The sequence below is a fragment of the Shewanella sp. ULN5 genome, assembly GCF_030731885.1.
Classification (GTDB): Bacteria; Pseudomonadota; Gammaproteobacteria; order Enterobacterales; family Shewanellaceae; genus Shewanella; species Shewanella holmiensis.
This window is the reverse complement of sequence record NZ_JAPJEE010000002.1, coordinates 88,368-102,242: the sequence shown is the minus strand read 5'-3', so window position 1 is coordinate 102,242 and position 13,875 is coordinate 88,368. Positions and strand designations below refer to the sequence as shown.

General features: G+C 42.5%; 8 protein-coding genes. All 8 read right to left on the bottom strand.

Annotation, left to right across the window (positions count from 1 at the left end; all coding sequences use genetic code 11):
• Positions 1-215: 215 nt before the first annotated feature.
• The 8 genes from ORI98_RS02490 to ORI98_RS02455 all read right to left on the bottom strand — a co-directional run bounded on the left by ORI98_RS02490 (position 216) and on the right by ORI98_RS02455 (position 13,873).
• Positions 216-599 (bottom strand): DUF805 domain-containing protein, encoded by a 384-nt coding sequence (locus tag ORI98_RS02490; protein WP_261299209.1) that lies wholly within the window; start codon positions 597-599, stop codon positions 216-218.
• Between the two features lie 218 nt (positions 600-817).
• Entirely contained in the window at positions 818-3,277 is a 2,460-nt protein-coding gene (locus tag ORI98_RS02485) for a glycoside hydrolase family 15 protein (protein ID WP_306134122.1), read from the bottom strand.
• Between the two features lie 54 nt (positions 3,278-3,331).
• Positions 3,332-4,891, bottom strand: coding sequence for an MFS transporter (locus ORI98_RS02480; protein WP_306134121.1), 1,560 nt, complete (start codon positions 4,889-4,891; stop codon positions 3,332-3,334).
• Positions 4,892-5,268: 377 nt separating this feature from the next.
• Positions 5,269-7,305, bottom strand: a complete 2,037-nt coding sequence (locus ORI98_RS02475; RefSeq protein WP_306134332.1) for a glycoside hydrolase family 97 protein — start codon at positions 7,303-7,305, stop codon at positions 5,269-5,271.
• Positions 7,306-7,553: 248 nt separating this feature from the next.
• Complete coding sequence (locus tag ORI98_RS02470; RefSeq protein WP_306134120.1) at positions 7,554-9,347, bottom strand: YdiU family protein; 1,794 nt, start codon at positions 9,345-9,347, stop codon at positions 7,554-7,556.
• A gap of 137 nt (positions 9,348-9,484) precedes the next feature.
• Positions 9,485-10,081, bottom strand: a complete 597-nt coding sequence (trmY, locus tag ORI98_RS02465; protein ID WP_261299213.1) for a tRNA (pseudouridine(54)-N(1))-methyltransferase TrmY — start codon at positions 10,079-10,081, stop codon at positions 9,485-9,487.
• A gap of 316 nt (positions 10,082-10,397) precedes the next feature.
• Entirely contained in the window at positions 10,398-11,267 is an 870-nt protein-coding gene (locus tag ORI98_RS02460; protein ID WP_306134119.1) for a GGDEF domain-containing protein, read from the bottom strand.
• A 602-nt stretch (positions 11,268-11,869) separates the two neighbouring features.
• Positions 11,870-13,873, bottom strand: coding sequence for an alpha-amylase family glycosyl hydrolase (locus ORI98_RS02455; RefSeq protein WP_371931106.1), 2,004 nt, complete (start codon positions 13,871-13,873; stop codon positions 11,870-11,872).
• Between the last annotated feature and the right edge of the window lie 2 nt (positions 13,874-13,875).

Sequence of the window (13,875 nt, the reverse complement as noted above, 5' to 3'; positions counted from 1 at the left end):
CTCGCACAATGGCGAATTCATTGGATATCTTGAAACCTTTTAGATACAAAAAAAGCATCTTGATACGCTCGCAAAGGTTTCAAGATGCTTTTTTGTTTTTGCAGTTTTTTCACCTGTTATCAATAATATTCACAAGGAAACTATCTTGTATAGTACTGATTTGTTGGTGTACGGGAGTATTTTCCCGTTTTGGTATCCTGACGGTTGAGCTCAAACTACGCGTTTAATGCATCATCAGTTAACATTTTAGGGTTTGGACCATATTCATTGTCTTCTTTACTATCAAAACAGAATACGACTAGTAAGAACAAGGCGCCCAGTAAAGGGATTAAACCAATTAACAACCACCAGCCAGAATGATTGGTGTCGTGTAAGCGTCTCACTGCAACCGCAATACTTGGGATCAGCACTAATAAGGTATAAATACCACTCAGTGCACCCAAACCTGTGACTTCATCAAAACTGCCTATGCCCATATCAACGAGTGATAATACAAAGCTCACAATAAAATTGAATAAAGTGAACATCCAATATTCTTTACGACGTGCTCGTCCACTGAATACAAAATATTGTTTTAATACTTTTACATACCATTCCATTGTTAAATATCCTATTTTTGAGATTTTATTAAGCTAACATTTGGTTCTTTACGACCAAAGTTGCACTACTAGTAGTATCAATTTCATTACTAATTAACAAGCAAAGTCGATAAAAAAATACCGCTAATCTGGATAAATTAACGGTATTGGTGTTTGTTATCATCTATTGCGGGTCTAGGGTTGACCCCTTTAAGATTTGGCTATGGTTTATGCCAATACTAAGGTTGTAGTTTTTGCTCAACAATGGGGTAGTGGTCCCAAACCTGTTCGTCGGTCATGGAGCGAACCAATTTTACATATTCAGCATGGGTCCAGGCCAACGGTGTGGCTGAGTTGGTTCCTTGCCCTAGGGTGTATTGGTAACGTGTTGTGTTACCCACACCATCCCAAGACTGTTCTGGTAACATTAAGCCTTGATTGGCAAAAGTTTCCATACCTTGTACATAGGTATTGATCAGTTGGCTTTTAGTGGCTGGAGTAAGATTGCCTGAGGCTTTAGCCAGTGCTAATTCATAATGCCCCCGCTCACCGGTAAAAAATGGCCATACGCGTCCACGTTGTTGCTCTGTATTGCCTTTTTCGGCATAACTTAAGCCTGTGACAATATCCTCGCCATATCCATCGTTACCATAACGGCGATAACCCGGAATTTTACTGCCATCTTTAGCAGTAAATTCATACTTGATCCTTAAATTATCCTCCAATTCAGTGTTATCCACTAACATGACACTGTTTTGAATAATAGGATCTTGGGCATTTTTAACCCCGTAGCGAACTAATTCTAAAAATCCAGCATCTAAAATTAAACGTTGGTCTATGCCCGTTTTGCCATTGTTGTCGAGTAATTTGTCGGCGGTATTTGGGGTGCCGTTTGGACTAATTCGCAGGTAAAATGGCTTTGTTTCACCGTTATCATTTTGTGCAAATTCGCCAGTATTAGTCACCATAGAGGTAGATAGTTCTGACTCAAGTTTACGGGCTGCGTTTAAGTACACTGCGCTGTTGGGATCTTTTGCAAGGGTTGCGAGTTCACTAGCCGCAACTAAGCCTGCTATTACAGCTGCTGTGGTTGAGGGTGAATATCCTGCTTGCTCTTCCCAGCGTTCTTGCTGAGTACTAGGAGGATTGATTTGAGTATCATTCCAATCCAGTTTTACCTTACCACCTGTGATTAAAAAATCTGCCGCAGGTTTAAGCATCTGCTGATACCACTTGGTTGCTTCGGCATCGGTCAGTACGCCAGCTTGCCATAATTTCCAGCCAAGCATGATAGGCATTGCGGTTTGATCAAGCTGTACACCCACCCATTCAATTTCACCATCTACATGGGTTTTTTGTAAAAACCATCCAGGGGTGCCTTGATAACCTGGAGTTTGCTCTGTCACTTGCACTTTTTTCAGGTATTCAAATGCCACTTTAGGCGTTTGGGTATCACCCATGGCTAAAAATGCCATCGCGCATTGGTAAAAATCCCGCGGCCAAACGGCTTTATAACCCGTGCTACCCACCTTGGCAGAAACCGAGTCTCCCCAAGGATTAGACAGTGACGCAATTAAGGCGCCGGCATGGGTTTTATCCTCCTGAGCTTTTAACACTAAAGCACTGGCGTAAAGTAATTTGCCTCCATCTGTGGTGTTGTTAGCCATAGAGGTAAGTGGAGCGAGTGAGGATAAATAATCTTTCCAACCAACATGCTTATCATCACCAAGGTATGCGCTTAATACCGCGTCATAGCCCGATGCTAAGGTCGAATTGGCATTGTCTAAACTGGCTTGTTTATCCGCGCCAAAACCCAAGGTGAAGTTCACCGTATAGCTGTTGCTATTAAGGGTAGGGTACTGCGCGGTCATCGCGACATTCCCTACTGTGGCTTTATCGGCGGCAGTGGTTTGATAGGTATTGTCTAATTGACCGTTGTCAGCCAAATCAATTAAGCCATCAGATGTGCCAACAAAACCCGCGCTAGCTTTTACAAAATCAACATCTGAGCGGATGGTTAACACCGATGAATCAGCGGCACTGGTGTGGGCAAATAGTGCATTACCTTCAACCTGAGCAATGTCATTGGCGCCACTATTATCAATATGTGGGTTAGCATAAAGGTAGGGAGTTATCCCATCTTCAAAAGCGGTAAATACCACTTTCATCATTAAACTGTCACGGTTTGGATCGGTAAAAATATGCTTTTCGATCTGGTACTTTCCGTCCTTGTCTTGATTCACTATTTTATAAGCTAAAGACAGTGGTCGGCCTTGCGCATCGGTATGTAAATATTCAATAGTGCTGTTGGTATGGTCTTTTTCAGTGTCAATAAATCCATTACCCACAATCACAAATTGCAGTTCTTTTAACTGTGCATTGTGGATCATGCCATACATGGTTTCAGTTAAAATGCCTTGCGCGACAGAAAACCATACTTTGCTGATTGGGTTAGCTTGTGTGCCTTGATATTGTCCATCAGTGTAGGGCTCATACGAGGTGCCAATACCGGTTTTACCAGAAAATGCCCACACAGGATCAACTCCAGGTGCACCTGGGGCGACAGAATTTACCGCTGTTGTAGCAAGCGTAACGTCGTTAGCCAATTGATTATCGGAGCAGGCGGATAATCCAAGTAACCCAATGGTGATGGCACTGGTTAATGCCGATTTTTTGATAACAGAAGACGCCTTTAACATGAAAAACCCCAAAATTTTATTGTTTATGTTATTAAAATATTGATTGAAAATGTGCTATTGGGTGTGTTTGTTTTGATCAACAAATAACACCGCGATACCTGAAACCATCATAAATATGCCGCCTAGTACCACGGCGTAAATCGGTTGACCATCAAAGAATAACTTCAATAACAGTCCAAGAATGCTGGCGGCCAGTAGTTGAGGGATCACGATGAAAAAGTTAAATATTCCCATGTATACGCCCATTTTTTGCGGTGGTAACACCCCTGATAACATGGCGTAAGGCACTGACAAAATAGATGCCCAAGCAAAACCAACGCCAATCATTGGGATCCATAACTGTGTTGGGTCTTGAATAAAGTAGAAACTGATCAAGCCGATACCACCAAGAAACATGTTGATGGTATGGGTAAGCTTAATGCCAACCGCTTTGGCTAAAAATGGGATAATGATTGCTGCAATTGCCGCAAAGCCATTATATGAGGCGAATAACATACCCACCCAATCGGCACCATCATTGTATGCTTGGCTGACCACATCGGTCGTACCATAATGGTGAGCCGTTACCGCAGCAGTGGTATATATCCACATGGCAAATAATGCAAACCATGCAAAAAATTGCACCACAGCTAATTGACGCATGGCTTTAGGCATGTGAAATAAATCATCTATCACATTGAACACTAAACCAAGGCTACTGCGGGGTTGTTGCTGCTTATTAGCAAGCTTAATTGAGCAAATTAGTTGTAATGGACCAAAGGAAAAAATGCCTAAGCTTAAAATATACAGTTGTTTATCTAAGTCGTTAACGATAATTGCTGCTGTAAATATTGCACCGATAGCCATCCACACAAATGCGCCATAGCGGTATTGATTGACAGTACGTGTGTTAGCAGGTTGTAAGTGTTGTTGTGCTGACTCCTGTTGATGAAAATGTGCCAGCTCCTGAGGTGAATACTCCTTGGTTGAAATCACGGTCCAGCCAACGGACAAAAACAGTACCGCCCCACCAAAATAAAATGCATAACGCACTGAATCGGCGATTTCGCCAGCTGGCGCTGTGTTAGTCACATCAAAGTAGTTGGTGAGTATATAAGGTAACGCTGAAGCGATGACCGCACCTATACCAATGAAAAAGCTTTGCATGGCATAGCCTTGGGTGCGTTGATTTTGCGGCAAATTATCGCCAACAAAGGCACGAAAAGGTTCCATTGCAATGTTGATTGACGCATCCATAATCCACAGCATACCCGCGGCTATCCAAAGGGTAGGCGAGTGCGGCATTACAAATAAAGACAGGGTAGTTAACACTGCGCCAATGAGAAAGTAGGGACGGCGGCGACCTAACACGTTCCAGGTGTTATCACTTAAATAGCCAATGATAGGCTGCACTATTAACCCCGTTAGCGGCGCCGCTATCCATAAAATAGGGATCGCTTCAATATCAGCGCCCAGCGTTTGAAATATTCGGCTGACATTGGCATTTTGCAGGGCGAAACCGAACTGGATCCCTAAGAATCCAAAACACATATTAAATATTTGCCAAAAATTAAGTTGTGGTTGGGTATTAGGTATGGGGCTCAGCGTTTGATTGTTTTGGTTATTTGCCGACATGCTTCTTCCTTTATATGGGTAAATCTATGGCTTACCCTTGCTAACTCGTAAGGTAAAAAAATGGCGAATACACATCTCCCTAAGACGGGTATTCGCCAAAGACCTAATATCTTTATTCGGTAAACAAAACACCCAATAAAGTTAATCGAGGTACTCCAAAGCTGATACTTCCCATGGCCTGTTCGGTATCAGAAACGACCTAGCCTTCTTCATCTGCACAAGCACAGGGTGAAATAAGCTGGTTTTATAGTAGCCTCGAGCTCTTGTTTTGCACAACTGAATACATACGTATTCATCTATCTTAAACAACTTATTTGATACATTTTGGTTACACTTTTTTGTGCTAGAACAAAATGCATTTTAAATATAACAAATTGTTATTTAATGATTTTAAATCTAATTGCTGTGCCGCCACTGCTGGCCATTGTTAAGGTTAGTTTATCATTTGCAGTAACTGTTTTTTGCTCAATAACATAATCATAGGGATGAGTTAACCAATTTGCTTGGTCACCATCACGGTATATTTGTGCCAAGTATTTTGTCTTAGGGGCAAGAAAATCTAGGCTAATATTGATACTTCGTGGTTTTTCATCGGTTAACCCGCCTAAAAACCAATCATCGTTTTTACGTGATTTACGTGCAAACACGACATATTCGCCCACTTCACCCGCAAGTGCTTTTGATTCACTCCAGTCGGTTGGCACATCTAAAATGAATTGAAATGCATCTAAACGCTCGACATAGTTACGGGGTAAATCAGCGGCCATTTGGATAGGGCTATATAACACTACATACAAGGCTAATTGCTTCATCAGTGTGGTTTGGACACGATTAACTGCATTTAGTCCCTCAGGGGCTAAATTGAATATCCCCGGGGTAAAGTCCATAGGGCCTGATAACATGCGGGTGTAAGGTAAAATGGCCGTGTGTTCAGGATTATTAGGTGGGGTTCCCCAGGCGTTGAACTCTTGGCCTCTGGCACCTTCGCGGGCGATCCAGTTTGGGTAAGTACGGCGCAGACCAGTATCTTTGATGGGTTCATGGGTATTAATACTGATCCCGCGTTTAGCGGCTTCGGTAACGCTATGTAGATATTCATTAACCATAAACTGGCCATCATGCCATTCATGGCGAGTGATGCCATCATTGTCGACCCGTTTGATGTCACCGCCATCAGCCACATAACCGGTTTTGATCTGGGTGACGCCATGTTGTTGATACAAATCGTAAGCGGCAGACATTTGTTTGCGGTAATTTGTCACCGAACCTGAGGTTTCATGATGACCTATCAAACGCACATTTTTAGCTAAACCGTATTGGCTAATAGCCTGAAGATCAAAGTCATCATAAGGCTGGGTGAAACTGAACACATCGCCGTTATGAAACCAACTGCCATCCCAGCCTTCATTCCAACCTTCAACCAGTACACCATCAAAACCATATTGGGCGGCAAAGTCCATATAGCGTTTGGTTTCTTCTGTTGTGGCACCGTGTTTAGCTCCGCTGCCCCATGTTTTTTCATTTACATGCATTGCCCACCAAATACCTATGTATTTGCCAGGTTGAACCCAGGAAACATCACCAAGTTTGTTCGGCTCATTGAGGTTTAAAATTAAATCTGAATTTAATAAACCGATGGCATTGTCACTGATTTGTATTGTGCGCCAGGGGGTATTAAACCCTGGTTGAGTTTTAACACGAATACCATCAGACCAGGGCGTAAGATCAGCGCGTAAAATACCATCACGGCGTTGATCTAAAACCATGGCGGCATAGTCGGTGAGGGCAGCTTCATGGATGCTTAAATGCACGCCATCGACCGTTTTAAACGTCATTGGCGTATGAGCTCGGTCAATGTTATTTAGCGATGTGGTTTGATACAGGTATTCGTAACGGTTCCAACCGCGACCGGGGATCCACCATGCGGTAGTCTGTTGAGGGTTTGGTATGGCAAATTCGGTTAGTTCGTCAGTAATATCCAGTTTGGGTGTGTTTGCTAATCCAGCTTGCTTGGGTACTGTGTAGCGAAAACCGATACCGTCGTTAAATGCTTTAAATTCGATATCAAAGTCGACTTTTCCATTACTGAATGTGGCGATAATGCGGTTGTAATGGTCGCGTACATTTTCACGCTCTCCCCAAGGTTGCTGCCAAGTTTGATCAACGCTGTTACTTTTAACGTCTTTAATGGTGAAGTCGACACCAAACTCCCCCAACTGCTGGAATACCAGACCCAGTTTACTCGGGTTAACCACGACTTTACCGTTAAAATGGACTTGGTATTCAGGGCGGCCATTATCATCAGTCAAACTGACGACAATGTGTTTGTCAGGGGAAACTACATTGACCGTTTCAGCTTGCACAATGTTGGGTATGGTCAAGCTGAACAATGCCAGTGTGCAAGATAAGCTCATAATGCTACGGATAAGGTGTTTATCATTTGCTATTTCAGCAGGTGGCATAGTTACCGCTGAGCGCATTGAACCCATTGAATGAACTGAGCGGCTACATTTCGTTGAGCCGGATAAAAAAGCGAGCGCCATACAAAATCCTTGTTGTTTATTCTTTTTTCAACAAGCAATATATGACGCTTTGTGATTTTACCGCAAAGAATTACATACGTATTCAACGCTGATTGCTAATATCAAATGTAGCCTTAGCTTCACGATGAGCAGCTTAAGTGTGACAAACCGCCGATGTCAAAAAACTCTGATGCCTTGAGTCGATAAAACTGATTGTCAACTTGGGTAGATTGTTCTTCATAAGGGTGTGTCATCACAGCCTGAAGTTCTCGTACCAGCGCATAATTACCCTCACTGGCTTGGGTGTATGCTGGGACTAATAACCATTCACGCAAACTGTATTTGGGGTTGACGAGTTTCATTTGCTGAGATATTTGCTCACGGGTGCGTGACGGTTGTGGTTTGACTAGGGTGTTTGCATCAGCGCGTTTATCTGTACTCACATCAGTATCAAGGTGAACTGAACAATCTAGTAATGAATGCCAAAGGGCTAACCAAGCGGTCCATCGTTGCTCAAGCCCTTGGGGAGCGTGCTCTAGGTCTTGATAGAAACTTTTTTTCAGTGGGCTAATATCCACAGGCAGCGCTGAAAGCTCGCGGAAGAAAAGGGTGTAATCAACGGGCGTTTGTATCATCAGAGTTTCAAGCTCACTAAATAACGCCTTATGGAATGTATCTAACCCCAGTTTTGCAGCCCACATCTGCTCCATTTTTGTTTGCATCTCGGTTGAAAAGCCATTAACTAACTGTTGAAGTTGGTTCAGTTCATCCGCTTTAGTCGCGATCAATGGGCTTAATGCGGTGCAAAACATCAAAAAATTACGCTCTGCTGCTGCACCTTGATTGAAAAATGCAAAGTGCTGACCTCCACCTGTCCAGGGTTGAAATTGTGGATCAAATACATCGCAAAATCCAAACGGACCGTAATCGAGAGTGAAACCTCCTGCGGCGCAATTGTCGCTATTAAAGTTGCCCTGGCAATAACCCACGCGGATCCAGTTTGCCACCAATGAGGTCAGTCTGTTACGAAACTCGCGCGCCAGTAATAGTACTTTATCGCTGATGCTCAGTTGCGAGTCGATTACATCAGGGTATTCTCGACTGATTAAGTGTAATACCAGCTGTTCAAGCTCAGCCATTGCGTGTGGATGTTCTTGTTTACGCGCGCGGCGTCCGAAAAGTTCGAGTTGACCGACCCGAATAAAAGATGATGCAACACGCGTTGAAATCGCCACCGCCTCGGTGATCATTCGGTCAGGGTCTTGCGAGCGCGATCCTTCAGAGTACCAAGGACGCATGACAGTCTCGGTTTTGGACACATACAAGCTTAGCGAACGGGATGTTGGCACACCAAGCGCATGCATGTGCTCCTGGGCTAAAAACTCACGTACGCTGGAACGCAACACAGCACGACCGTCTGCTCCGCGACAATAAGGCGTACGACCGCCACCTTTAAGTTGCATTTCCAAGCGTTGACCATTGATGACAGCTTCAAATACTGACATAGCGCGACCATCACCGTAGCCGTTGCCGGTTTTGAATGGGCATTGTTGGATGTATTCAGTGCCAAAAATAGACAGCGCATAGCCACATGCCCAACCCAGCTTACTCATTGGCGCAGGAACATTAGACAGATCGCCGGAAAACATATTTATAAAGTCTGGGGCTTGCGCCATGCTGTCAGCAAACCCCAAATCGGCAAATAACATGCTGCTATGCGTTACGTACTCGGGGTTTTCGATAGGCGTTGGTTTGACGGTAACATAGTGCCCGGAAAATACTTGGCGCGGAGCGTAGTCTATGCCATTTTCTTTGGCGTCAGGATCGCGGTTTAGCGTGTCCATAAATGAGTAGTTTGCTTGTTTAGCCAGATCATCTACAGAATTGATTGTGTCTATTATCGCCGCGGTGTCTTGGGACATTTTATGTTTCATAGATAGCCTAAGTAATTGAGTTGGTATGCCTTAACCCAAGGGGAGCACTGGACAATAGATGTTTTCAAAAGCAATAAAGCGATGCTATAAGAATACGTAGGCGCCACAGTGACTCAACATTGGTCCCACAACTATAGCTACTGTCTCATGTCTAACTCGTTGTGAATGAGTACAATGCATTGTGAAGCAAACAGCATTTTAGGGCCTAAATTAATATGTTGGGTACCAAGACGTTTTAAGCTATTAAAGCTCTTTTTGGGCATGGGAATATGATCTGTTAGCAAAAAACATGCATTGTGGGCAAATTCGACTTCTCTTACTGGTGTGCCTTTTTTCTCTAACATATACAATTGGTAATCTTCAGCTAATTCTTGGACTAACTTTTCAAAGCTCACTGTACGCACGTTGATACCAGGTTCAACATCACGAGATTGCTCTTTACTCATGCCTTTTGATACATCAAGTGCTTTGGCTATTTTCGCGGTGAGGTTTTGCTCATGAAATCCGCCAATATTGCGTAATTCATTTGATGTAAAACAAATTGTCCGTGAAAAGTCATTGGTACTTTCAAGCACTAAATAAACGACTACATCATCCCGATAAGATTGGGCCACAAAAATGGTGTTCATTAACACATGAGCGAGAATTTCTGTGTGTGCTTCTTGACCTATTCCTGCAAGAAAAAGTTTACTATCGACGGGGGCCGCTCTGGCTCGTAAAACAAAGGCGCGCATGAAGTGTCCTGTAGAAATAAAAAACGCAATCTAATTTATCTTAAGACCTGTTGGCATAAGAGACTTTAGGATATGCGGATATTTTTGTCACTGAAAGATAATCAATCAACGAATACGTGTGAGTTATTATCTCAGCTTTAGTTAAACCTGTAACGCTAATAATCGACATTATCCATCGTTATGTCTATATCGTGATAGTAAAAAGCAATCCTGCCAAAGAGGTTAATCATCCACTGATTTGTGTGTGTTGTTTGGGTTTATTGGATACTGTTTATGTTTTTAACCATTATGATGAAGGGTGTGCAGGTACTTAAAATTACTGTTGGTACAACACCACACAATTACGACCGCTTGCTTTGGCCTGATACAGAGCCTTATCGGCACAGTCAACTTCTTGCTCTAAGCAGTGTGATGTTGTTGCATGATAAACACCAATACTCACAGTGCAAATTATTGTTTGATTATTACATTCAAACGACAGTTGTTGAATATGGCGTCTTAGTGCATTGGCTATATCCTCAGCTTCTTCAGCGGTGACATCCGCCAAATAGAACAGGAATTCTTCGCCGCCCCAACGAGCTAATATGTCATATTGTCTCGTTTGTGATTTTAAAGCTTTTGCCGTGGAAGCAAGCACATGATCGCCGCATGCGTGACCGTAATTGTCATTAATCGCTTTGAAGTGATCAATATCTAATAATAAGAATGCTCGGCCTTCATCTTCTTTAGCGCGATGTGAACCTTGAATATGCTGAATAAAAGCGCGCCGATTTAATAAGCCGGTTAATTGATCCGTTTCAGCTTTTATTTTTAACTCACTGATCAATTCGGTATGTAAATTCATCCATCGGTGGATCCCCAAACTTAATAGAATAAAACCAAGGGTTTTTAGAAAATCATCAAGATTACTTTCACTGACGGCACTTTCTACAAAAAACTCTTCTGTTAAATCCATAAATGCAGACACACTGTAAAAGGTAATACCAATTAACATCAGCCAATATATTTTTGGGAAAGCCTGCAATGGCTGGATGTAAAATAAAACGGCAAAGCAAGCGATAAGCATTAAAGATTCAGCAACTAACTCGACCATATCAACCGGCCAAGAGAAATCGAAAAGGACCAAGTTGTAGATAAAGCTTAAAAAAAACAGAAATAAAATAGTGTATTGTGTTTTATATTTCATACGTGCCTTATTTAACTTTCATCTCGATAAATAAAGTAAATCCAAAATCCTTTTATAATCAGAACCATATAATTAAATCTTCATGCACAATTGGGATGGATATATTGTTGCACGCCTTAACAATTTGTCAGCGCTATTTCGACATTACGATTTAAACAGATAACAGAAATGGCTAAATCACCATCAAGACTGAATGCTGTTGTCGATATCACTAAAATCAATCACTAATGTGCTCAAATTAAGCATAGCAATGATTTTAAAAGTTGCACTTGTATTAAGTCTGGTATGGGGTTTTAAGCCACGATTAGCTAACAATGAAAATCAACCTTGGTGAACGATTGATGGCGGATATTGATTACGGATATTAGTGTGTTGACCTTGGCAAAAAATATCCAACAATGATCAACGGGTGATAATCATGCTGCGATTGGCAAGACTGCGGCCAAGTATTGTTTGATATCAGCAATGCCTTCCCTAATAACTGTTTAGGGAAGGCGGTTAGAACTAAACTGAACTGAACCGAGCTAAACTGAACTGAGGCTAAAGGCTAGTCTGTACAGTTCTAATTTTGATTAATGTCATAGCCCAACAAAATAATGCTCTTAAGGTAGCGCCAGTACGACAGATTGCAATGGCGCTAAATTGATATTTACTTTGAAGCTATCTTGGTGTTTTTGCAGGGTGTATGGTGTTAAATGTGAGTCACTTAGCAAATCGGTTAAATTGATGTTTGCGCTTATTTGCCATCGTTGAGTAAGAGTTTGAGGTAATACTAGATCAAATCGACTGCTTGTCGTTGAGCTAAAATTGCTCACAATAATCAATTGCTGTTGTTGATCAAAACGGGTAAATGCAAACACTTTATCGGTATATCCGACCACATTGTTGTTTCGTTGGTAACTATCTAGCTCTTGATATTCACCTTTAAGCGCTGAAGCGGTATGACTTAAATTGAGTAAGCGTTGGTAATATTGGCGTAATGCTTTTTCTTGCTCGGTGGATTGTCCACCATCAAACTTGCCGTTATTCATCCAGCGTTGATGAGCGGGTACGCCAATATAATCAAAAATACTGGTACGTGTTGCTTGACCAAATCCAGCATTATCAGCCGCAGCTTCGCCAACATCTTGGCCAAAGTATAATAACGTGGGTGAACGGCTTAAGGTTGTTGACACCACCATAGCAGGTAATGCCGCTTCGGGAGTGGTTGCAAAGTCTTGGGTGTTTATCCGCTGTTCATCGTGGTTTTCTAAAAAATGCAGCATGTGGGCTTCAATATCGGCCACTTTAGCCTGAACTGTGGCAATTTGAGCCGTACTGGCCTTATCTTGAATAATAGCTTTTAAGGTGTCGTACAGATCAACTTTGTCATACAGGTAATCCATTTTCCCTTGTTGGATGTAAGCGCGGTACAAACTAGGGTTGTATACCTCTGCCAATAAAAAAGCTTGTGGGTTAGTGTGTTTAATCTGGCTATTGAGGTAACTCCAAAATTCCACAGGTACCATCTCTGCCATATCGTACCTAAACCCATCGACTCCTTTGGCTAACCAGTATTGAGTGATGTGAGCAAACTTTTTCCATGAGTCGGGTATGGAATCACCCTGTTGCGATTGCCAAAAAGTATAATGGACGTTTACAGGCTGAGTGTCAAAATGGTTTGGCAGAGCAGGGAAGTCATAGCTGCCATCGGGTTTTACGCCATAATTAATTTTAACGGTTTCATACCAATCATTGGCCGCGGGTTTGGCTAGGCGTGAGCCGTTACCTGTCCATTTGGCAGGCGATTCGCTAAACATACCATCACTGAGCGGATGGGGTTCACCGTTTAAAGGTTGGACTCCATTATTTGCATCAGGTACTTGAAAATCTTCTCCAACCACATAGTAAAAATTATTATCTTTAGCGTAAACCTGTGTCTTGTCATCATTAGCACCAAAATTTTCAGCGCCATCAACAGTTGCTAATGTCTGATAATTACGCGCAACATGGTTAGGCACAATATCAATAATCACTTTCATACCATGCTGGTGGGTTCGGGCAATTAACGCTTCAAATTCCGCCAAGCGATTGGCCGGAACATCAGCCAAATCAGGATTAACGTTATAGTAATCTTTCACCGCGTACGGTGAGCCAGCACGGCCTTTAACCACATCTGGATCATCATTGCTGATGTCTATATTCGTGTAATCATTAATCAATGCATGATGAGGTACGCCAGTATACCAAATGTGGGTGGTGCCTAATGATTTTATATCTTGTAAGGCGGCATCAGTAAAATCGCTAAATTTGCCCACGCCATTTTCAGCAAGAGTGCCCCAAGGTTTATTTAAGGTCTTGGTATTACCATATAGTCGGGTGAATACTTGATAAACCACGGCTTTGTGAGCCAAAGCCGGAGCGACAGTATTTTGGGGTGCTTGGTTTACAGGATCTTGTTTCACCGACTCTTTTGTAACTGACACAAGTTGGCTTGTGTGTTGTTCATTCGCCCTTGGCTGTGTCGGCGTCTTTGCCGCTGGCGTTGATTCCGAACAAGCAGACAATATCAGTGAAGCGATTACCGCCAATAAAGCGCCATGGTTATGTTTAATTCTGTTCATCATAT

Excerpts from the sequence above, each read along its gene's own strand:
- ORI98_RS02490 (WP_261299209.1), bottom strand. The coding sequence starts at position 599 with ATGGAATGGTATGTAAAAGTATTAAAACAATATTTTGTATTCAGTGGA.
- ORI98_RS02485 (WP_306134122.1), bottom strand. The coding sequence starts at position 3,277 with ATGTTAAAGGCGTCTTCTGTTATCAAAAAATCGGCATTAACCAGTGCC.
- ORI98_RS02480 (WP_306134121.1), bottom strand. The coding sequence starts at position 4,891 with ATGTCGGCAAATAACCAAAACAATCAAACGCTGAGCCCCATACCTAAT.
- ORI98_RS02475 (WP_306134332.1), bottom strand. The coding sequence starts at position 7,305 with ATGAGCTTATCTTGCACACTGGCATTGTTCAGCTTGACCATACCCAAC.
- ORI98_RS02470 (WP_306134120.1), bottom strand. The coding sequence starts at position 9,347 with ATGAAACATAAAATGTCCCAAGACACCGCGGCGATAATAGACACAATC.
- trmY (WP_261299213.1), bottom strand. The coding sequence starts at position 10,081 with ATGCGCGCCTTTGTTTTACGAGCCAGAGCGGCCCCCGTCGATAGTAAA.
- ORI98_RS02460 (WP_306134119.1), bottom strand. The coding sequence starts at position 11,267 with ATGAAATATAAAACACAATACACTATTTTATTTCTGTTTTTTTTAAGC.
- ORI98_RS02455 (WP_371931106.1), bottom strand. The coding sequence starts at position 13,873 with ATGATGAACAGAATTAAACATAACCATGGCGCTTTATTGGCGGTAATC.